This is a genomic window from Streptomyces sp. NPDC002911, from assembly GCF_053591835.1.
This window is the reverse complement of the sequence record NZ_JBSFUO010000014.1, coordinates 156565-177396: the sequence shown is the minus strand read 5'-3', so window position 1 is coordinate 177396 and position 20832 is coordinate 156565. Positions and strand designations below refer to the sequence as shown.

The 20832-nt window shown below is 72.2% G+C and carries 16 protein-coding genes and 1 pseudogene; 11 read left to right on the top strand and 6 right to left on the bottom strand.

Annotated elements, in window-relative coordinates; translation table 11 throughout:
* Positions 1–420: 420 nt before the first annotated feature.
* Positions 421–1194, top strand: coding sequence for a hypothetical protein (locus ACWD04_RS22335; RefSeq protein WP_451134517.1), 774 nt, complete (start codon positions 421–423; stop codon positions 1192–1194).
* Between the two features lie 370 nt (positions 1195–1564).
* Here ACWD04_RS22335 and ACWD04_RS22330 read toward each other — a convergent pair whose 3' ends face one another.
* Both ACWD04_RS22330 and ACWD04_RS22325 read right to left on the bottom strand, forming a co-directional pair.
* Positions 1565–1780, bottom strand: a complete 216-nt coding sequence (locus ACWD04_RS22330; RefSeq protein ID WP_451134497.1) for a hypothetical protein — start codon at positions 1778–1780, stop codon at positions 1565–1567.
* A gap of 29 nt (positions 1781–1809) precedes the next feature.
* Complete coding sequence (locus tag ACWD04_RS22325) at positions 1810–3090, bottom strand: DUF1015 family protein (RefSeq protein WP_451134495.1); 1281 nt, start codon at positions 3088–3090, stop codon at positions 1810–1812.
* 72 nt (positions 3091–3162) lie between these two features.
* Between ACWD04_RS22325 and ACWD04_RS22320 the strand changes: the two genes are divergently transcribed.
* A complete protein-coding gene (locus ACWD04_RS22320) occupies positions 3163–4194 on the top strand; it encodes an HAD hydrolase-like protein (RefSeq protein WP_451134493.1) in 1032 nt (343 codons plus the stop codon).
* A gap of 377 nt (positions 4195–4571) precedes the next feature.
* A pseudogene (locus ACWD04_RS22315) lies at positions 4572–4878 on the top strand (hypothetical protein); the annotation flags it as partial.
* On the opposite strand, the gene ACWD04_RS22310 reads toward ACWD04_RS22315, so the two are convergent.
* Positions 4862–5209 (bottom strand): SCP2 sterol-binding domain-containing protein, encoded by a 348-nt coding sequence (locus ACWD04_RS22310; RefSeq protein WP_451134491.1) that lies wholly within the window; start codon positions 5207–5209, stop codon positions 4862–4864. The pseudogene ACWD04_RS22315 and the gene ACWD04_RS22310 overlap by 17 nt on opposite strands.
* 42 nt (positions 5210–5251) lie before the next feature.
* On the opposite strand from ACWD04_RS22310, the gene ACWD04_RS22305 reads away from it, so the two are divergent.
* The 5 genes from ACWD04_RS22305 to ACWD04_RS22285 all read left to right on the top strand — a co-directional run bounded on the left by ACWD04_RS22305 (position 5252) and on the right by ACWD04_RS22285 (position 10394).
* A complete protein-coding gene (locus tag ACWD04_RS22305) occupies positions 5252–5566 on the top strand; it encodes a hypothetical protein (RefSeq protein WP_451134489.1) in 315 nt (104 codons plus the stop codon).
* A 7-nt stretch (positions 5567–5573) separates the two neighbouring features.
* Positions 5574–6389, top strand: coding sequence for a TlyA family RNA methyltransferase (locus ACWD04_RS22300; RefSeq protein ID WP_451134487.1), 816 nt, complete (start codon positions 5574–5576; stop codon positions 6387–6389).
* Positions 6386–7309, top strand: coding sequence for an NAD kinase (locus tag ACWD04_RS22295; RefSeq protein WP_451134485.1), 924 nt, complete (start codon positions 6386–6388; stop codon positions 7307–7309). Before ACWD04_RS22300 ends, ACWD04_RS22295 begins: the two co-directional genes overlap by 4 nt.
* Before the next feature lie 83 nt (positions 7310–7392).
* A complete protein-coding gene (gene recN, locus ACWD04_RS22290) occupies positions 7393–9138 on the top strand; it encodes a DNA repair protein RecN (RefSeq protein ID WP_451134483.1) in 1746 nt (581 codons plus the stop codon).
* 176 nt (positions 9139–9314) lie between these two features.
* Entirely contained in the window at positions 9315–10394 is a 1080-nt protein-coding gene (locus ACWD04_RS22285) for a glycosyltransferase family 4 protein (RefSeq protein WP_451134481.1), read from the top strand.
* A gap of 7 nt (positions 10395–10401) precedes the next feature.
* Here the strand turns inward: ACWD04_RS22285 and ACWD04_RS22280 are convergent, their stop codons facing one another.
* The 3 genes from ACWD04_RS22280 to ACWD04_RS22270 all read right to left on the bottom strand — a co-directional run bounded on the left by ACWD04_RS22280 (position 10402) and on the right by ACWD04_RS22270 (position 15597).
* Positions 10402–12030 (bottom strand): PucR family transcriptional regulator, encoded by a 1629-nt coding sequence (locus ACWD04_RS22280; RefSeq protein ID WP_451134479.1) that lies wholly within the window; start codon positions 12028–12030, stop codon positions 10402–10404.
* A 98-nt stretch (positions 12031–12128) separates the two neighbouring features.
* Positions 12129–13526: an FAD-binding oxidoreductase gene (locus ACWD04_RS22275; RefSeq protein WP_451134477.1), complete on the bottom strand. Its 1398-nt coding sequence runs from the start codon at positions 13524–13526 to the stop codon at positions 12129–12131.
* A gap of 268 nt (positions 13527–13794) precedes the next feature.
* On the bottom strand, positions 13795–15597 hold the full coding sequence (locus ACWD04_RS22270) for a glycoside hydrolase family 15 protein (protein WP_451134515.1): 1803 nt from the start codon (positions 15595–15597) through the stop codon (positions 13795–13797).
* Between the two features lie 440 nt (positions 15598–16037).
* Between ACWD04_RS22270 and ACWD04_RS22265 the strand changes: the two genes are divergently transcribed.
* The 3 genes from ACWD04_RS22265 (at position 16038) to ACWD04_RS22255 (ending at position 20708) form a co-directional block, all read left to right on the top strand.
* Entirely contained in the window at positions 16038–17708 is a 1671-nt protein-coding gene (locus ACWD04_RS22265) for a CTP synthase (protein ID WP_451134475.1), read from the top strand.
* A 77-nt stretch (positions 17709–17785) separates the two neighbouring features.
* Positions 17786–18412 (top strand): NUDIX domain-containing protein, encoded by a 627-nt coding sequence (locus ACWD04_RS22260; RefSeq protein WP_451134473.1) that lies wholly within the window; start codon positions 17786–17788, stop codon positions 18410–18412.
* Between the two features lie 220 nt (positions 18413–18632).
* Complete coding sequence (locus tag ACWD04_RS22255; RefSeq protein WP_451134471.1) at positions 18633–20708, top strand: tetratricopeptide repeat protein; 2076 nt, start codon at positions 18633–18635, stop codon at positions 20706–20708.
* The last annotated feature ends 124 nt before the right edge of the window (positions 20709–20832 follow it).

Below are 20832 nucleotides of genomic sequence, written 5' to 3'. Positions count from 1 at the left end.
AGCAGCTTCCGCCGCGATGACCGTGCTCCGCGTCGGGAGGACGACCGTGGTGGGTACCGCGGTGGTCAGCGTGATGACCGGGGTGGCAGCCGTCCCTCCAGTGGTGGATTCGAGCGGCGTGACGACCGGCCGCGTGGTCCGCGCCGCGACGACAACCGCCCCAGCGGTCCCCGCCGCGACGACCACCGCGGTGGCAGCACCGGCGGCGGTGGCTTCCGCCGCGACGACCGGAGTCATGACCGGGACCGCGGTCCGCGTCGTGACGACGACCGGGGCAACGACCGCGGTGGCTACCGCGGCCGCGACGACCGCGGCGGTTACCAGGGCCGCGACGACCGGGACCGTGAGCCCATCAAGCGGCTTCCCATCCCCGACGACGTCACCGGCCACGAGATCGACAAGGACGTCCGGCAGGAGCTGATGAGCCTGCCGAAGACCCTCGCCGAGGACGTCGCACGGAACCTTGTCATGGTCGCCCGTCTGATCGATGAGGACCCTGAGCAGGCTTACGGTTACTCGCGTATCGCTTTGCGTCTGGCCTCGAGGGTCGCCGCAGTGCGCGAGGCGGCGGGCTTCGCCGCGTACGCCACCCAGAGGTACGCCGAAGCCCTGGCCGAGTTCCGGGCGTCGCGTCGGATGACCGGCTCCGTTGACCTGTGGCCCGTCATGGCCGACTGCGAGCGCGGACTGGGCCGTCCCGAGCGGGCCATGGCCATGGCCGGCGAGCCCGAGGTGCAGAAGCTGGACAAGGCCGGGCAGGTCGAGATGCGCCTGGTCGCCGCGGGCGCCCGCAGGGACATGGGGCAGATCGACGCCGCGATCGTGACGCTGCAGAGCCCCGAGCTCGCCTCCAGCGCAGTCCACTCGTGGACGCCGCGTCTGCGTTACGCCTACGCTGACGCGCTGCTGGAAGCAGGTCGCGAGGACGAGGCCCGTGAGTGGTTCGGGAAGGCCCTGGAGGCCGACAAGGACGGTTCGACCGACGCGTCCGACCGGCTGGCCGCACTCGATGGGGTGGAGTTCGTCGACGTGCTCGGTGATGACGACGAGCACATCGGCGACCCGGCCTCCGCCGGAGGCCTGGCCACGGGCGTTCAGGACGAGGACGACGAAGGCACCGACGACGAAGACGATTCGGACGACCAGGATGAGGACGACGAGGACGGCGACGCGGACGGATCCGCGAAGGCCTGAGCATCACTGAGGCGCAGGACATGAAGGGGGCGGCACCCACAGCGGTGCCGCCCCCTTCTGTGTTCCGTGCCTCAGCCAGGGCCAACCGAGGCAGGCCTGGTCGGTCGGCCTGACGAGGAGTTCGTTGACGGCCACGTGGCGTGGACGGGTGACGCTCGCGGACGCCGTCGCGGATGCGGTCCGTGAGTTCGGTGGCGAGGGCTCCGGGTTCGAGGAGCTGACCCGGACGTGCCGGTCGGCGAGTTCCTGGCGGAGCGCCTCGCCAGGTGTGACGGCGTTCACCAGGTCGGCCACCCCGCGCCCTTCGCCCAGGGCTGCGGCGGCCAGGTGCGGCAGGCAGCGTGCGTCAGGTTCAGCAGGGCGGAGACGTTCAGCTCGACATCGTGCTGCCATTCGTCGGCAGGCGCTTCCAGAGCCGGGCCACGAGCATGATGCCCGCCGCGTCGACCATGATGTCGAGCCGCCCCGTCTCCGGCGGGACGCGGTCGACGAGCGAGACGGCTTCGCCGTCGTCGGTGGGGCCTCGCCACCGGGGTGCGCCGCCCCCTGGAAACCGCCCACGCTGCGCGGCCCTTCGGGAGAGCACCCCGACGCACACTTCGGACGCGTCGTACGTCAGCCGGCGCCGAGACTGCGCAGGACCAGCCCCGTGGCCGGCTTGGGGCCGAACGAGGTCGACTTCCGGGGCATCGTGACGCCCTGTCTGGCCAGGTCCCGGACCACGTCCTCGCGCACCGGATGCATCAGTACAGCCGTGGCGTCGTGCCGTTCCGCCTGCTCGACGGCCGCCGCAGCGTCGTGGATGTAGGCGATGTGCTCGGGGGCGTCGGGGATCCGCCACACGTCGTCGAGGAGTGTGGAGTGCAGCACGGTCGCGTCCAGTGAGCGCCAGGCAGCCGGGCGGTCGGCGGGCACCGTGCGGGCCAGCAGCTGTTCGTCCGGCCGGTCGATCAGATGGAAGCGGCCGTCGCCCGCGAGAAGGAACGCATTGCCTTCCGTGGTGGCATCCGCGAGAACGTCGAGTGCCCTGTGCAGCCGCCCGTCGACGGGCCGGACGCGGAAGCGGCCGTCGAGGGCGCGGAGCGCCTGGGCTACCGGGAGGCGGTGCAGCAGCCGGTGGATGGCGCGCACCCGCAGCGGATAGCGGGCTGTGTCCACGAGCAGGACGAGACCGAAGTCCCAGGGGCCGGGGAGGGACTGCTCCTGCTGGAGCCGCAGATACGTGGCCCAGCGATGGTGGCCGTCGGCGATCAACGCCTGGCGGTGGGAGAGATCGGACTCGATCTCCGCCTGCTCCGCAGGATCGGTGACGGCCCAGAGGCGGTGGCTGAATCCGTCCTCGGTCGTCGTGGTGAGGAGCGGAAGCCGTGGAACCACCCGCTCGATCACGGCCGTCGTACCGCTCGGCCCGCCGTCGCCCGCGTAGCTGAGAAGCAGGGGTTCGAGGTGAGCGGCTGCGGTGCGCATCAGGTCGGCGCGGTCCTCCACGACGTCGGCCATGACGTCCTCGTGCGGCAGGACCACGCCCTCCGACGCGGGGGAGAGCGCCAGGGCCCCGATCACACCGCGCTGGAGGATGTCGCCCGCACGCTGTTCGTAGACGTAGAGCACGGGCACCGGGTCCGGGGCGAGAACGCCCTCCGCGAGCCAGCGCCGCAGGGTCTCGGCGGCCTGCCGGTGACGCTCTGCGGCCGTGCCTGCCTGCGGGAGGATCAGTCGCACGATGTTGTGCGGGTCCGCGGACTCGAGGTGGTGCAGACCGTCCGGACGTACGACGACGTCGTACGGAGGTGAGGTCACCGCCGCCAGACTGCCGACCCGCTCGGGGACGTATCGCAGTCCGCGGAAGGGGATAAGCCGTAGCCCCTGGCCGGCGCCGCACCCGGTTGTATTCATCCGGGCATCGTATGTGCGCTCCGGCGATGCGCGATGATCGGGGGAGAGGCATGGAAAGAGGAGCACAGGCATATGAGTCAGCAGCAGTACAGGTCCCGGCCGCTCGGAAGCGCCGTGGCGCTGAGTGAGGCGTACGACACCGCCCTGCTCGATCTCGACGGGGTGGTCTACGCGGGGGGGCATGCGATCGTGCACGCCGTCGAGTCGCTGGGCAGCGCGCGTGCAGACGGCATGCATCTGGCGTACGTGACGAACAACGCGCTGCGGACGCCGGACGCGGTGGCGGAGCACCTGACGGAGCTCGGGGTGCCGGCCGATGCTGCTGATGTGATCACGTCGGCGCAGGCGGTGGCCCGGCTGATGGCCGATCAGCTGCCTTCGGGGGCCAGGGTGCTCGTGGTCGGCGGCGAAGGGCTGCGGGTCGCACTGCGTGAACGGGGCCTGGTGCCGGTGGAGTCGGCGGACGACGACCCGGTCGCCGTGGCGCAGGGGTTCGGGGGGCCCGATCTGGCGTGGGGCCGGTTCGCCGAGGCGGCGTACGCGATCTCGCGTGGGGCCGTGTGGTTCGCGTCCAACACGGACCTGACGATCCCGGGCGCCCGGGGCATCGCTCCGGGCAACGGTGCCGCGGTGGAGGTCGTACGGATCGCGACCGGCGCCGAGCCGCAGGTCGCGGGCAAGCCGCTGCCGCCGATGCACCGCGAGACGGTGCTGAGGACCGGGGCGCAGCGGCCGCTGGTCGTCGGGGACCGGCTGGACACGGACATCGAGGGCGCGTTCAACGGCGGGGTGGACTCGCTGCTCGTCCTCACCGGGGTGACCGACGCGGCGCAGCTGATCGCGGCCGAACCCAAATACCGCCCGGCGTATGTGGACCGGGACCTGCGGGGGCTGCTCACGGGGCAGCCCGAGGTGTCGGAGGAGGACGGGGGCTTCCGCTGCGGCGGCTGGACGGCCCTGGTGCGGGGGGACGCGCTCTGGCTGGAGGGCCACGGCGACGCGATCGACGGGCTGCGGGCCCTGTGCGGAGCGGCGTGGACGCACGCCGGGGCGGGCTCGTGCGGGCTGGACGCGGGGAAGGCCGTGGCCGGACTGGACCTTTAGCACCGGAGCTCGTGCGGCACGGGGGAGCCGAGAAGTGAGAGGGCAGGCCCCCTGACTCGGTGTTGGTCGAGAGTTCTTCTGAAGCGTTCGCCGCCGGCGCGGCCGCGCCGGACGAACCTGTGCGGCCGGTCGCCATGCCGTACGAGCCGCGGGCCTGCTGGTCGCGGTGGGCGTGCTGGTGCTGCTGTGCCTCCGAGTGGCGCGATCGGCGCCAAGGCCCCCCGCCCTCCGAGGTGTGGCACGGCTGTTCCACTGTTCGGGCACCCGCGCTGACGTCCTCGTACGAGATCCACGGGTCCCGCGCACCGTGCTGGGGCTGATCGACGACGCCGCCCACGCCCCGGGCGTACAGGTGCGACGCACTGGACGGGCAGTCCATCCTGCCCCGGTCCTCCATAGACCCGGACGGCATCACCGCCGCCGATCTCGTCCCGCGCGGCCGCTACTCTCTACGTCGACGAGCTGTGCGGTGGTCAGCGCCGGACCGACGTACGCGACCTCTGCGCGGAGCACGAGACGCGGGGCCGCACGCTGGTCGCCGTGCAGCCGGTGGAGGCGGTATTCGGATTGCGGTGCCAGGTCATCGACGACCCCGAGACGGGGACACCGCTCGAACGTCCCCGCCGCCCGCACAAAGCGAACGCCGCCTCCGTCCGAGTCCCGAGGGCTACAGCAGTGACTTGAGCTTCAGCAGATCGCGGAAGCCGGCCTCCAGCCGCACCCGGCCCGACGCCCAGGCCTTCGCGAAATTCAGCTCGCCGTCGACCATGGCCACCAGGTCGTCCCCGGTCATCGCGAGCCGGATCTCGGCCTTCTCCCTGGGCGGGCCGTCGTACGTGTCCCTCACCTGGATCCGGCCGTCCGCCAGCCGTCCGGTGAACGTCACGTCGAGATCCCTGATGTGGCAGCTCAGCGAGCGATCGAGGTCGGCGGCGCCGCGTACGTCGCCGTCGGCCCCCGCCAGATTGCCGGAAAGTGTGTCGAGTGCGCTGCGGCACTCCTCCATGGTCGCCATCGTCACCGACGGTACACCGGCCCTACGAGGTAGCGTTCCCGCATGAGCGACTGGATGCCGGGGCCGGACACGGCGCAGCGGGACGAGGCGGACGAAGCGGTCGTGGCGCCGCCCGCCGCGCCACCCGCACTCTCGTTCGGCCCCGTCCCGCCCGCACCCCTCGGGATCGCACGCACCCCCACCGGGCACCCCGGTGTCGACGCGCGGCTGGAGCGGCTGGCCGACGTGGACCACCTCTCGGCGGACGGCCACGCCGAGGTGTACGAGGATGTACACGGTGGGCTGCGCGACGAACTGACCGCGCTGGACGCACGGCCCGCACCCGCACCGACACCCGCGAACGACATCAGGAGCTGAACCGAACGTGGCAGGAGTGGCACGTCGCCGCCTCGACGCCGAGCTGGTACGCCGCAAGCTGGCCCGCTCGCGCGAGCACGCGAGCCAGCTGATCGCAGCGGGGCGGGTGACCGTCGGCGGGAACACCGCGACCAAGCCCGCCACCCAGGTCGAGACCAGCGCCGCGGTCGTCGTCGTCAAGGACGACAGAGACCCGGAGTACGTCTCGCGAGGCGGGCACAAACTCGCGGGCGCCCTCGCCGCCTTCGTTCCCCTGGGACTGAAGGTCGAGGGACGGCGGGCACTGGACGCCGGGGCCTCGACCGGTGGCTTCACCGATGTACTGCTGCGGGCCGGCGCCTGCCACGTCGTCGCCGTCGACGTCGGCTACGGCCAGCTCGCCTGGTCACTGCAGTCCGATGAACGCGTGACCGTCAAGGACCGCACCAACGTACGGGAGCTGACGCTGGAGCAGATCGACGGGAAGGCGGTGGACCTGGTGGTGGGCGACCTGTCGTTCATCCCGCTCGGCCTGGTCCTGCCCGCCCTCGCGCGCTGCGCCGCCCCCGACGCCGACCTGGTGCTCATGGTCAAGCCGCAGTTCGAGGTGGGCAAGGAACGCCTCGGCAGCGGCGGTGTGGTCCGCAGCCCCGAGCTGCGGGCCGAAGCCGTACGGGAAGTGGCACGCCGGGCCGGACTGCTGGGCCTCGGTGTCCAGGGGGTGACGGCGAGCCCGCTGCCCGGCCCGTCGGGAAATGTCGAGTACTTTCTGTGGCTGCGGGCCGGCGCACCTGAGCTGGACCCCGCGGATGTCGACCGTGCAGTGGCGGAGGGGCCCCGTTGACGACGCATGCGGCACAACCCGAGAACGAGGAACGCACTGTCTTCCTGCTGGCGCACACCGGCCGCCCGGCCGCGATCCGCAGCGCCGAGCTCGTCGTCCAGGGCCTGCTGCGGCACGGCCTCGGCGTCCGGGTACTGGCCGTGGAGGCACAGGACCTGCCGCTGCCGCCCTCCGTGGTGACGGTCACGGACGCGACGCCCACGGCCGTGGACGGCTGCGAACTGCTGATCGTGCTCGGCGGGGACGGGACGCTGCTGCGCGGCGCCGAGATCTCGCGCGCCTCGGGCGTGCCGATGCTCGGCGTCAACCTCGGACGGGTGGGCTTTCTCGCCGAGGCGGAGCGTGACGACCTGGACCAGGTCGTCGACCGGGTCGTCACCCGGGCGTACCGGGTCGAGGAGCGCATGACCCTCGACGTCGTCGTGCACAGCAACGGTGACGTCGTGCACACGGACTGGGCGCTCAACGAGGCCGCCGTCCAGAAGGTCTCGCCCGAGCGGATGCTCGAGGTCGTCCTGGAGATCGACGGCCGTCCGGTGACCGGCTTCGGATGCGACGGGATCGTCTGCGCCACCCCGACCGGCTCGACCGCGTACGCCTTCTCGGCGGGCGGCCCCGTCGTCTGGCCGGAGGTCGAGGCCCTGCTCATGGTGCCGATCAGCGCCCACGCGCTGTTCGCGAAGCCGCTGGTGACCTCGCCCGACTCCGTGCTGGCCGTGGAGGTCCAGCCGCACACCCCGCACGGGGTGCTGTGGTGCGACGGGCGCCGGACCGTCGAGCTGCCCGCCGGGGCCAGGGTGGAGGTGCGGCGCGGAGCGGTGCCCGTACGGCTCGCGCGGCTGCACCGGGCGTCGTTCACCGACCGTCTGGTGGCCAAGTTCGCGCTGCCCGTACAGGGCTGGCGGGGCGCTCCGCACTGATTTCCCGAGCGGCTGCGCACACCCGCGTGAGTGAATCCGTCGCAGGGGTCCGTCGCACACCGGGCTCCGGACCTCGTAAGGTCATGTCCGTGTTGGAGGAGATGCGGATACGGTCGCTCGGAGTCATCGACGACGCGGTGGTGGAGCTGTCACCCGGTTTCACCGCGGTGACGGGTGAGACCGGCGCGGGCAAGACCATGGTCGTCACCAGCCTCGGGCTGCTGCTCGGCGGGCGCGCCGACCCCGCCCTGGTGCGGGTCGGTGCCAAAGCCGCGGTCGTCGAGGGGCGGATCACGGTGTCCCCGGGCGACGCGGCGGCGGTGCGCGCCGAGGAAGCCGGGGGCGAGATCGAGGACGGTGCGCTGCTCATCAGCCGTACCGTTTCGGCGGAAGGGCGCTCCCGGGCACATCTCGGGGGCAGATCCGTGCCCGTGGGAGTGCTCGCCGAGCTCGCCGACGAACTCGTCGCCGTGCACGGCCAGACCGACCAGCAGGGACTGCTGAAGCCCGCCCGGCAGCGCCAGGCTCTTGATCGTTACGCCGGCGGAGGTGTGGAGGGCCCGCACACCGAGTACGCCGCGGCCTACCGGCGGCTGCGCTCGGTCGTCACGGAGCTCGACGAACTGACCACCCGGGCCAGGGAGCGGGCCCAGGAAGCGGACCTGCTGCGCTTCGGTCTCGAAGAGGTCGCCGCCGTGGAGCCGCTGCCCGGGGAGGACACAGCCCTCGCCGCGGAGGCCGAGCGGCTCGGCCACGCGGAGTCCCTCGCCTCGGCGGCGGCCCTGGCCCACGCGGCGCTCGCGGGCGATCCGGAGGACCAGGAGGGCGTGGACGCCACCACGGTGGTGGCGGCCGCCGGACGGTCCCTGGACGCCGTACGGGCGCACGACCCGGCCCTGGCCGCGCTCGCCGACCGGATCGGCGAGATCTCGATCCTGCTCGCCGACGTCGCCGGGGAACTCGCCGGTTACGCCGATCAGCTGGACGCCGACCCTCTGCGGCTCGCCGCCGTGGAGGAGCGGCGTGCTGCGCTCACCGCGCTCACCCGCAAGTACGGCCAGGACACAGCCTCCGTGCTCGCCTGGGCCGAGGACGGAGCCTCCCGGCTGACGGAGCTGGAGGGCGACGACGACCGCATCGGTGAGCTGACGGCGGAGCGTGACGCGCTGCGTGCCGAGCTCTCCGTCCTCGGGCAGGAGCTGACCGACGCGCGGACGGAGGCGGCGGCGCGATTCGCCGCCGCCGTCACGGAGGAGCTGGCGTCGCTCGCGATGCCGCACGCACGGGTCTCCTTCGCCATCCGGCAGACCGAGGCGCCGGACGCGGCGTCCGGCATCGACATCGGTGGCCGGAGCGTGCTCTACGGGCCGTCCGGTGCCGACGAGGTGGAGCTCCTGCTGGCACCGCACCCAGGGGCCCAGCCCCGGCCGATCGCCAAGGGAGCCTCGGGCGGTGAGCTGTCCCGGGTGATGCTCGCCGTCGAGGTGGTCTTCGCGGGCTCCGATCCCGTGCCGACGTATCTTTTCGACGAGGTCGACGCGGGTGTCGGCGGCAAGGCGGCCGTCGAGGTCGGCCGGCGGCTGGCGAAGCTCGCCAGGTCCGCGCAGGTGGTCGTGGTCACCCACCTGCCGCAGGTGGCGGCCTTCGCCGACCGGCAGCTGCTGGTCGAGAAGACCGTGGACGGCTCGGTGACCAGGAGCGGCGTCACGGTCCTGGAAGGAGAGGACCGGGTGCGCGAACTCTCCCGGATGCTGGCGGGCCAGGAGGACTCGGAGACCGCCCGGGCGCACGCCGAGGAACTGCTGGAGACCGCGCGGGCCGACGGATAGCGGGCCGACGGGCGTCAATTCCGCGCCGCCCTGTTCACTCGTGCGAGTGGGGCGGCCTGATCCGCTGTTGCCGCGACGACGGGAAGAACGTTTCGTCGGTGCCGGAACGTGCGTGCGGACTGGCATCCTTGGCGCTGTACATACCGCCGACTCGGCAGCCCCGGGAGCCAATCAACGTGTCACAGCTGCGTACGGTCCAAGTCCTGGGCGGCGGTGCCGGAAGCAGCGCTCATGTCAGCTCGCTCGCCGCGGGTCTGGTCGCCAGAGGTGTGCAGGTCACCGTCTGCGCCCCGGCCGGTTCCGGCTGCGCCCATGGCCTCCCCGCGACGGGCGCCCGCTTCGTGGCGGTGCCCCGGCGCAGCGACCCGGCGGCCGTCGCCGCGCTCCGTACAGCCTGCACCGGGGCGGACATCGTCCACGCACACGGGCTGCACGCCGCCGTACGCGCCGGGATCGCGCTGAGCGGCCGGGGCACCCCGCTGGTCGTGACCTGGCACACCCGCGCCCATGCCGAGGGCGCCCGCGGGCGACTGCTGCGGATGATGGAGCGAAGGGCCGCCCGCGCGGCCGCCGTCGTGCTGGGCAACTCGTGGGAGCTGGTCGACCGTGCCCGCCGCCGAGGCGCCAGGGACGCACGGCTCGCGCCGGCCGCGATCCCCGCGAGCCGCTTCCCCGGCGCACCCGATCCCCCGGACGACGGCAAGACACGCGCCGAACTGGGCGCGCTCGGGAGGCCGTTGCTGGTGTCGGTGGCTCAGCACGGTCACGAGACGCTGCTGGACGCGGCACGCGAATGGAGCGCAATGGACCCCGTGCCCCTGCTGGCCGTCGTGGGGGAGGGGCCCCGGGCCGGTGCCCTGCGGCGCCGGATCGCGGCGGAGGGGTTGCCCGTCGTCGCGGCCGGCGGCTCGGCGGGCATCGGCGAACTACTCGCCGCTGCCGACATCGCCGTGCTGTCGGGACAGGGGGAGGGCGGGCCGCTGCTCGCCCGGGAAGCCCTGCGGCTCGGCATCCCGCTGGTCGCGGCCCGCGCCGACGGCCTGCCCGAACTCGTCGGCGAGGCGGCCGAGTTCATTCCCTCCGGGGACGCCGGTGCGCTGGCCCGCGCCGTCGTGCGGCTCCTCGGCGACCCGGGGCAGCGGGAGCGGCTCGCCGTCTCGGGGCGCGCGCAGGCCGCGAGCTGGCCGACCGAGGACGACACGATCGCCCATGTGCTTTCCGTCTACGACGAGTTGGCGCAGCCCCTGGCGGGTTAGGCCTCAGTCAGCGGGTGTGGCGGCGGGCCCGCATGGCCAGGCTCAGGGCGAGCACCGACTGCGGGTCGTCGAGATCGGTGCCGAGCAGCTCGCCGACGCGGGCCAGCCGGTTGTAGAGCGTCTGCCGGTTCAGATGCAGTTCGCGTGCCGCCTCCGCCTTCCGGCCCGCGTGGGCGAGGTACGCCTCCAACGTGGGAAGCAGCGCGGGGCGCGATGTCCGGTCGTGCTCGCGGAGCGGCCCGATCGCCCGGTCCACGAAGGACTCCAGGTCCGGATGGTCGCGCAGCCGCCACAGCAGCAGGTCGATGTCCAGGCGGCGTGCGTCGTGCCAGGGGCGCTCCGCGAGCCCCTGCGCGGCCGTCGCCGCCTCCGCCGCGTGCCGCAGCCCCGCGCCCGCCGCCGCCCAGGCGCCTGCGGCCCCGACCACCACGACCACCGGCGTACGGTCCCCGGCCCCCTCCAGGCCCGCCCGGTCGGCCCCGGCCCGCAGCGCCGCCGCCACCCGGTCCGCCAGCGCCGCGCGCGTCGTCCCCGGGCGCAGCGCCAGCAGCAGCGGAACCCGGCCTTCCACCGGGCGTACCCCCACCAGCACGGGCGCCCCCACCGCGGCGAGCTCCTCCGCCACGGCCCGGGCCAGCAGCGCCCAGCTGCCCGACGGAGCCGGCTCGGGGGCGAGCCGCATCACCACCGGCAGCAACGGGTCCCCGCCCGGCCTGAACCCCAGTACCCCCGCCTGTGCGGGAGCGTCCCCGGGAGCGATCCGCCCCTCGGCGAGGTCCGTGAGGAAGTCACCGCGTCCCCGCGCCGCCACTTCGTCCTCCTGGCGGGCCTGCATCAGCACGACCGCCAGGATGCCCGCCGCCCGCTCGGCCGCCATCCGGTGCACCGTCACCAGCGGGCCCGCCACCGCGAGGAGCACCAGCCGGGCCCGTACGGAACCCGTCCCGAGGCCACCTCCCGGCACCTCCACCAGGACCGCACCGGCCGGTGGCGCCTCACGGGCCGCGGGTGCCCCGCGCAGCCCCTCCCAGACCTGCAGTGGTTCGGCGCCCACCGGCCCCTTCCCGGCCCCCGCCGCGAACAGCAGCCGGCCGTCCGGAGTCTCCAGGAAGACCGGGTTGGCGGCGAAGTCCGCCAGGATCCCCAGGACCTGCGGAACCCCACCGCCGCCCAACACCGCCTCGGTGCACCGCCGGTGGACCTCCTCCGCCCGCTGGAGCAGCGCGTAGTGACCGTTGACGATCTCGGTGTGAATCTCCTCGGTCACCGCCACGAACGGCACCTCGCGGTGCAGCTGGACGAGCGGCAGTCCCGCCGTCCGCGCCGCCTCCACGATCGCCGCGGGCAGCCGGCTGAAGCGTGGGCCGAGCTCCACGACCAGGGCGGCGATACCGCGGTCGGCCAGCTTGCGGACGAAGGCGCGCTGGTCGCCGGACCGGGACCCGAGGCCGAGCCCCGTCGTGAGCAGCAGCTCCCCGCCCTTGAGCAGGGCGGGGATGTTCGGCGCCTCACCGGCGTGCACCCAGCGCACCGTGCGGTCCAGCCGGTCCGCGCACGTCAAGACCTCCGGGAGCCCGCCGCGCAGCCCCGGCAGCCCCAGCGCCCGCCGCACGGTGATCCCGCCCTCTGTCTCCACCGGCTCCGGCCTCGTGCTTCCGTTTCTGCGCCCGCGCGCTCGTGTACATGAGGCGCGAACGGCCTCGGTCAGAAGCTACCGGGCCCCGCCGGGGCTCGTCACACCATGGCCACCGCGGGCTTGACGTTGTGATTGAGGTGGAACAGGTTGTCCGGGTCGTACCGGGCCTTGACGCGGGACAGCCGCTCGTAGGCGCGCTCACCGAACCCGGCCACGACCCGTTCCTGCCCCTCGCGGCCGATGAAGTTGAGATACACCGCGCCGTTCGCCCATGGCATCATCGCGCTGCGCACCTCGCGCACCCACTGTCTGACCTGCTCGTCGTCGGACTCGCTCTCCCAGACGCCGAAGGGGTGCACGGCCCACGGCGAGGAGCGCCACGGCAGCGGGTAGTCGGCGGGTCCCCGCGCCACCGCGCCGCCCATGGGAAACAGCACATGCTGGGAGTTCGTGGGCACGGGCAGCGTCGCCGCGCCCGCGCAGAAGGCCGCCGTCGCCTCGTCGGGGAATCCGTCCAGATACTCCGCTGACCAGTAGTTCCGCATGCCGGGCGGATCGTCGAGCATGCACTGCAGGTCAGCGTACGGAATCGTGTCGACGACCTCCGACTCGTGCTCCAGCGCCAGCAGAGGCGCGGCCACGTCGCGTGCTTCCGACTGCGTGCCGGCGAAGGTGATCAGCGTCGCGCACACGAGATGGCCCACCAGGGTCTCGGGCACCCACTCCTCGGGCGGCCCGGTGATGTAGATGCAGGCGCCGCCCGCCGCGTCCGGGGCGGACTCCATCACGTCGCGGTACGTGCGGACCGCTTCGGAACCGTTCTCCGGGCGGAAGAGCAGCAACACCATACTCATCGCCGGCAGGGCGTGCAGCTGCAGCGTCAGTGAGGTGACCACGCCGAAATTGCCGCCGCCGCCGTGCAGGGCCCAGAAGAGTTCCGGATTCTCGTCCGCACTCGCGTGTACGGTGCCGCCGTCCGCCGTCACCACGTCGGCGGCCAGCAGATTGTCGCAGGCCAGCCCGAAGACACGCTCCAACCACCCCGATCCGCCGCCCAGGGTGAAGCCACCGACGCCGGTGGTGGAAACCCGGCCGCCCGTGGTCGCCAGGGCGTACGGCTGGGTGGCCCGGTCCAGGTCGCTCATGACGGCGCCGCCGCCGACGCGAGCCGACCGGGCGTCCCGGTCGACGCTCACCGAGCGCATGCGGCGCAGGTCGATCACGAGACCGCCTTCGCTCAGAGCCATCCCCGCGACGCTGTGACCACCCCCGCGCACCGCGACCTCCAGCTCCTGGTCACGTGCGACCGCGAGCGCCCGCGCGACGTCGGCCTCCGAGGCGCACCGCGCCACCACTGCGGGTCTGCGGTCGATCATGCTGTTGAAGACGGTACGGGCCTCGTCGTAGCCCGTGTCCCCGGGCGCATGGACCTCACCGGTGAAATCGGAGCGGAGGGCCGTGAGGGCGGCGTCCGGCAGAGATTTTCGGGGCGTCATGCTGTGTCCCCTTCGCCGTGCGTGACAGGGCCCTTCCATCCTAGGTCCGGCCGGGGACATCGGCCCTTCCGCAGCGTCCTGTCGCGTCCTTCGGAAGGGACTTCGCCCGGCCTTCTCCACGGCCGGACCGGTCGGTCACCACTGACGGTGCGCAGCTGCCTCTCCGGCCGGTCACCGGGCTCGCCGGCGGGACGTCATCGGTCACGACCGCGCCGGGGTCCTGGCCTGCCCGGCCGTGCACGCAGGCGACGGCCGGGCAGGCCGCCGATCAGCCGGCGTACGCCCCGCTGGCCGTCAGCCGCAGCGCCGTGTCGATCAGCGGCACATGGCTGAACGCCTGCGGGAAGTTGCCCACCTGCCGCTGGAGGCCGGAGTCCCACTCCTCGGCCAGCAGGCCGAGGTCGTTGCGGAGGGCCAGCAGCTTCTCGAAGAGCCGACGGGCCTCGTCGACCCGGCCGATCATCGCCAGGTCGTCCGCCAGCCAGAACGAGCAGGCCAGGAACGCACCCTCGTCCCCCTCCAGGCCGTCGACGCCCGCGTCGTCCCCCTCGGTCGGGTAACGCAGGACGAAACCGTCCTCCGTGGACAGCTCCCGCTGGATCGCCTCGATCGTGCCGATGACGCGCTTGTCGTCCGGAGGCAGAAATCCCATCTGCGGAATCAGCAGCAGGGACGCGTCCAGCTCCTGGGAACCGTAGGACTGGGTGAAGGTGTTGCGTTCGGGGTCGTAACCCCGCTCGCAGACATCGCGGTGGATGTCGTCGCGCAACTGGAGCCACCGCTCCAGCGGCCCCTCCGCGTCCCCGGACTCGATCAGCTTGATCGTGCGGTCGACGGCGACCCAGGCCATCACCTTGGAGTGCACGAAGTGCCGACGCGGCCCGCGTACCTCCCAGATGCCCTCGTCCGGCTCGTCCCAGTGCTTCTCCAGATAGGTGATCAGCTTGAGCTGGAGGCCCATCGCGTAGTCGTTGCGGGTCAGCCCCGTCATGTGCGCCAGGTGCAGCGCCTCGGTGACCTCGCCGTACACATCGAGCTGAAGCTGGTTCGCGGCGCCGTTACCGACCCGGACCGGGCCGGAGTTCTCGTATCCGGGCAGCCAGTCCAGCTCCGCCTCGCCGAGCTCGCGCTCACCCGCGATGCCGTACATGATCTGCAGGTTCTCCGGGTCGCCCGCGACGGCCCGCAGCAGCCACTCGCGCCAGGCGCGCGCCTCCTCCCGGTACCCCGTGCGGAGCAGGGAGGAGAGCGTGATCGCCGCGTCCCGCAGCCAGGTGTAGCGGTAGTCCCAGTTCCGTGAGCCGCCGATGTCCTCCGGAAGGGAGGTGGTCGGGGCCGCCACGATGCCGCCGGTCGGTGCGTAGGTGAGCGCCTTCAGCGTGATCAGCGAGCGGACGACCGCCTCACGGTAAGGACCGTGGTACGTGCACTGCTCGACCCACTCGCGCCAGAAGTTCTCCGTCGCCTCCAGGGAGGCCTCGGGTTCCGGCATGGCGGGCGGCTCGTGGTGGGAGGGCTGCCAGCTGATGGTGAACGCGATCCGGTCACCGGGGGACACGGTGAAGTCGGAGTACGTGGTCAGATTCTGACCGTACGTGTCCGTGTCCGTGTCCAGCCAGACCGAGTCGGGACCCGCGACGGCGACCGTGCGGCCGTCGACCTTGTGTACCCAGGGGGTGACCCGCCCGTAGCTGAAACGCATCCGCAGTTCGGAGCGCATCGGTACCCGGCCGCTCACGCCCTCCACGATGCGGATGAGCTGCGGCGCTCCGTCACGAGGCGGCATGAAATCGGTCACGCGGACCGTGCCGCGGGGGGTGTCCCATTCCGATTCCAGGATGAGTGAGTCGCCGCGATAGCGGCGCCGGTCCGCATTCGGTGGCTCCGCCCCCTCGGGACGGGCGGGTCCAAGCCGCCAGAAACCGTGCTCCTCGGTACCGAGAAGTCCGGCGAAAATGGCGTGTGAATCGAAGCGGGGCAGGCACAGCCAGTCCGCTGTGCCGTCCCGGCAGACCAGGGCTGCGGTCTGCATGTCTCCGATGAGTGCGTAATCCTCGATGCGCCCGGCCACGTGCGTCTCCAGTCGAACGGCCATGTCGCCCCGAAGGGCGCTTACTGCTGGTCAAGGGGTCGTTGTAGTAGAACCGACGAGCTCTTGCACGGGTGAGCGGGCTGGGGTGGTGCCGCTGGGCCGGCCAACTCGGCAGCGAGTGTTTGAGCAGGATACGACGCACCAGGGGGTTCCGCGCGACTGTCCACAACTTGTCCGTCGCCTGGCACCGGCGAATGGGTGGGACCTGAAACGGACCCGTGGTGATCTTGTGTCCGCACCGGTGGGCGCATGGCCGGAAGCGGCCTCCTTTCGTCGCTGTTACCCTGGTAGCCCGTGGACCGGTGGCCGTCCCCGCAGTGGACGAGGCCCCCGAACCGCAGCGACGGCGCCTCCGGAATTCTCCGTACGGCATGCCGGTACGCACCTCACGATCGCGACCACGGGAGCCCCCTTTGGCTATGCAGCCCACATCCACGACGACCAAGCACATCTTCGTCACCGGGGGTGTCGCCTCCTCCCTCGGCAAGGGTCTGACTGCCTCCAGCCTGGGTGCCCTGCTCAAGGCACGTGGCCTGCGGGTCACCATGCAGAAGCTCGACCCCTATCTCAACGTCGACCCCGGCACGATGAATCCCTTCCAGCACGGTGAGGTGTTCGTCACCAACGACGGCGCCGAGACCGACCTGGACATCGGCCACTACGAGCGCTTCCTCGACGTAGACCTCGACGGTTCGGCCAACGTCACGACCGGTCAGGTCTACTCGCAGGTCATCGCCAAGGAGCGGCGCGGTGAGTACCTCGGTGACACCGTCCAGGTCATCCCGCACATCACCAACGAGATCAAGCACCGCATCCGCCGCATGGCGACCGACGACGTCGACGTCGTCATCACCGAGGTCGGTGGCACGGTCGGCGACATCGAGTCGCTGCCCTTCCTGGAGACCGTCCGCCAGGTCCGCCACGAGGTGGGCCGCGACAACGTCTTCGTCGTGCACATCTCGCTGCTGCCCTACATCGGCCCGTCCGGTGAACTGAAGACGAAGCCGACCCAGCACTCCGTCGCGGCCCTGCGCAACATCGGTATCCAGCCCGACGCCATCGTGCTGCGCGCCGACCGTGACGTCCCGACCGCCATCAAGCGCAAGATCTCGCTGATGTGCGACGTCGACGAGACCGCCGTGGTGGCCTGCCCGGACGCCCGGTCGATCTACGACATCCCCAAGGTGCTGCACACCGAGGGCCTGGACGCCTACGTCGTACGCAAGCTGGACCTGCCGTTCCGTGATGTCGACTGGACCACCTGGGACGACCTCCTGGACCGGGTCCACAACCCCGACCACGAGGTAACCGTCGCCCTGGTCGGCAAGTACATCGACCTGCCCGACGCCTATCTCTCGGTCACCGAGGCCATCCGGGCCGGCGGCTTCGCGAACAAGGCGCGGGTCAAGGTCAAGTGGGTCGCCTCTGACGACTGCAAGACCCCGGCCGGTGCCCAGAAGCAGCTCGGCGACGTCGACGCCGTCTGCATCCCCGGCGGTTTCGGCGAGCGCGGCGTGGTCGGCAAGGTCGGCGCCATCCAGTACGCCCGCGAGAACAAGGTGCCGCTGCTCGGCCTCTGCCTCGGCCTCCAGTGCATCGTGATCGAGGCCGCGCGGAACCTCGCCGGTATCCCCGACGCGAACTCCACCGAGTTCGACGCCGCCACGGGCCACCCCGTCATCTCCACGATGGAGGAGCAGCTCGCATACGTCGAGGGCGCGGGGGACCTGGGCGGCACCATGCGGCTGGGCCTGTATCCGGCGAAGCTCGCCGAGGGCTCCCTGGTCCGCGAGGCCTACGCCGGTGAGCCGTACGTCGAGGAGCGCCACCGCCACCGTTACGAGGTCAACAACGGCTACCGCGCCGAGCTGGAGAAGAAGGCCGGCCTGGTCTTCTCCGGCACCTCCCCGGACAACAAGCTCGTCGAGTACGTCGAATACCCCCGCGAGGCGCACCCCTACCTGGTCGCCACCCAGGCGCACCCGGAGCTCCGCTCCCGTCCGACCCGCCCCCACCCGCTCTTCGCCGGCCTGGTGAAGGCCGCCGTGGAGCGCAAGGTCGCGGCACACGGGACGGACGCCGACGCGTAAGGCGCTACGGTTGACCGGGGCGCGGATCCTTCACCGGATGCGTGCCCCGGTTTCTGTTCGTTCGTGGGAGGACGTACATGGGTTTCCAGGACACGCCCGAGGAGTGGCAGGTCACCGCGACGGTGACCCCCTTCACCGGTAACAAGACCAGCGTCCGCACCGACGATGTCGTGATGCCCGACGGGAGCGTCCACAGCCGCGACTACCAGGTCCATCCCGGATCCGTGGCCGTGCTCGCGCTCGACGCGGAGGGCCGGGTGCTCGTCCTGCGGCAGTACCGGCACCCGGTGCGCCACAAGCTGTGGGAGATCCCGGCGGGGCTGCTCGACATCCCCGGCGAGAACCCGTTGCACGCCGCGCAGCGCGAGCTGTACGAGGAGGCGCACGTCAAGGCCGAGGACTGGCGGGTGCTGACCGACGTCTACACCACGCCCGGCGGCTGCGACGAGGCCGTGCGCATCTTCCTCGCCCGGGACCTCTCCGTGGCCGACGGCGAGCGCTTCGAGGTTTCCGAGGAGGAGGCCGACATGGAGCAGGCACGGGTGCCCCTCGAGGAGCTCGTGCGGGGTGTGCTCGCCGGCGACCTGCACAACAACTGCCTGGTCGTGGGTGTCCTGTCGCTCACCGCGGTGCTCGCGGGCGACGGCGTGGACTCGCTGCGCCCGGCCGAGGCGCCCTGGCCGGCCCGCCCGTTCGAGGCCTGACCCGCTCCGTCCGGCCCGCCCGTACGAATTCCGACCCGGCCCGTCCCCGTCGGGGCGGGCCGGCAACGGGCCGGCCAGGAGCCAATCGTACGAAATGCTGATCCGATCGAGGGATGTGCCGGTACCGCTCGACCGTGATCGTCCGCACCACTGAACTACGCTCGAAAGGCCCCGACCGGAGTTCCGGCGGGCAACCGCGTGCAGAAGTGGAGCGTGGCCCGTGACCGATCAGGCGGTGGACACCAGCGGCCCGGCCGACGTGGCGGGGACGGCAGGAGCCAAGAAGCCGCCGGACGTAGCCCCATCGCAATTCTTCGGGCGCGTGCGCGAGTTGAAAGCCCTTCAGGAGGACATCGCGCGCGCGGGCCTGGACACCCTGGCCGGCCGCAAAGCCGCACGCGCCCGGGTCCTGCTGATCGCCGGACGGCCCGGATCCGGACGTACCGCCCTCGCCGCCGAACTCGCCCGCCGGCTCGCGGAACCCGGTGACTATCCCGACGGGGTGTTCCGGGTCTCGCTCACCGAACCCGGCGGCGAGCGCGTCCCCGTGGAGCGGACCGCGCGCGCACTCCTGGACCTGCTGTCCGTCACCGGCCCGCCCGGAGCGGACGAGGACGAGCTCTCCGAGATGGTCCGCGAGGCCTTCGCCGCACGCCGCGCACTCATCCTCCTCGACGACGCCGTGGACGCGGGACAGGTCGATCCGCTGCTGCCGGACAACCCGGACTGCCTGGTGGTCGCCACTGCGACCGGCCCCCTCACCGGGATCCCCGGCGTCCGCCCGTGCACCATCGGGGGGCTGGACGCGGGCTCCGCCGTGCGACTGCTCGCCCGCACCATCGGCCAGGTCCGCATCACGGTCGATCCGCGCACCGCCGAGACACTCACGGAGGAGTGCGGGGGGCAGCCCGCCGCCCTGACCCTGGTCGCGGGCTGGCTCGCCGCACGGCCCGGCGCGTCGGTCGCAGACGTGGCCAAGCAACTGCGCGATCAGCGGGACGACCCCGAACAGCCCACCGGGTCCCGGCCGTTGGCCCGAGCCTTCCGGCTGGTCCACGACTCGCTCCCGCCGACCGCCGCCCGGATACTGCGACTGCTCGCCCTCGCGCCCGCCGGGCTGGCCGACGCCCACACCGCCTCCGCGCTGGCCGGGTGCTCGGTGTCGGCCGCTCAGACGACCATGGACGACTTCGTCCGGTTCGGGCTGCTCCGGACGAACGGCGCCGAGCTGCCGCAGTACGAGGTGCCCGGCTGCCTCGCCCCAATGGTGCGCGCCGTGCTGGAGGAGCACGAGAGGCCCGCCGAGATCCAGCTGGCCCGGGCCAGGATGCTGGAGCGGACCGTGCGCCGGCTCCAGGCATGCCGAGCGGTCACCGATCCCGAGAATTCCCCGGCCCGCCGCAAGCTCGCCGGACTGCCGCGCTCGCTGCGCTTCCCCCACCCGGAGTCCGCCGCCGAGTGGCTGCGGATCCGCGAGCCGGCGTTGCTGGCCGCCGCCCGGGCCGCGGTGTGCGACGGGGACCTGGACACCCTGGCCCGCCGCCTTGTCGCCGCCCTCGTCCGCGCCCTGGCCGCGCACCGGGGCACCGAGGAAGCCGCCCCTGTGCTGTACGGGCTGCACGGGCTGGTCCTCGATGTCGCGGAGCGCCGCGACCTGCCCCGGGAGAAGGCCGCCGCCCTGCTCAACCTCGCCGATCTGGACGCCAGGACCGGCCGTACGCGGGAGGCGCTGGCACGCTACCGGGCCGCGCTGGACGCCGGACGCGCGGCACACGACCTCTACGCGACCGGCAGGGCAATGGAATCCGCAGGTGGTGCGTACGCGGAGCTGGGGGACTTCGACCGGGCCTCCGACTGGTACGGCCGGGCGCTCGCGCAGCGGCTCACACAGGGGGAGCGGGCCGACGAGGCGCGACTGTACGGGCGGCTCGGAGCGGTCCACACGTACGCAGGGCGCTACGGCGAGGCGCTGCGCAACTGGCGTGCGGCCGCGGCGGGCCACCGCAGGCTCGGGGACCTCCCGGCTCAGGCGCGGGCGCTCAGCGAGGCCGCGCGGGTGCAGGAGTACGCGGGCCGGCCGCAGGAATCCCTGCACACCTGCCAGGAGGCGGTCGACCTGGCGCGCCGGGCGGGTGACGTGCGCCTCCAGGCCGCGCTGGAGCTCAGGCTGGCGGACACCCTGGACCGGCTCGGGGACCCGGCGGCGGCTCGGCTGCACCGGGCGGCAGCCGACAGACTGCTGGGAGTGGAGAGCCGGACCGCTGGTCAAGGAGGGTTAGACCTGCGAAATCCGTAGTGCTTAGATCAAAACTTAATGCTTTGTAAGGCTGGACAGCGAGAAGTCCTTCATTAATGATGGCTCTGCCGCAGATCTCTGTGGTGTCTCCCCTTATGCTTGGTTCATGCGGGTATCTCCCGTT

Coding starts and splice junctions, on each gene's coding strand:
- ACWD04_RS22335 (WP_451134517.1), top strand. CDS start 421: ATGAGCCTGCCGAAGACCCTCGCCGAGGACGTCGCACGGAACCTTGTC.
- ACWD04_RS22325 (WP_451134495.1), bottom strand. CDS start 3,090: ATGAATACAACCGGGTGCGGCGCCGGCCAGGGGCTACGGCTTATCCCC.
- ACWD04_RS22320 (WP_451134493.1), top strand. CDS start 3,163: ATGAGTCAGCAGCAGTACAGGTCCCGGCCGCTCGGAAGCGCCGTGGCG.
- ACWD04_RS22310 (WP_451134491.1), bottom strand. CDS start 5,209: ATGGCGACCATGGAGGAGTGCCGCAGCGCACTCGACACACTTTCCGGC.
- ACWD04_RS22305 (WP_451134489.1), top strand. CDS start 5,252: ATGAGCGACTGGATGCCGGGGCCGGACACGGCGCAGCGGGACGAGGCG.
- recN (WP_451134483.1), top strand. CDS start 7,393: ATGTCCGTGTTGGAGGAGATGCGGATACGGTCGCTCGGAGTCATCGAC.
- ACWD04_RS22275 (WP_451134477.1), bottom strand. CDS start 13,526: ATGACGCCCCGAAAATCTCTGCCGGACGCCGCCCTCACGGCCCTCCGC.
- ACWD04_RS22265 (WP_451134475.1), top strand. CDS start 16,038: ATGCAGCCCACATCCACGACGACCAAGCACATCTTCGTCACCGGGGGT.
- ACWD04_RS22260 (WP_451134473.1), top strand. CDS start 17,786: ATGGGTTTCCAGGACACGCCCGAGGAGTGGCAGGTCACCGCGACGGTG.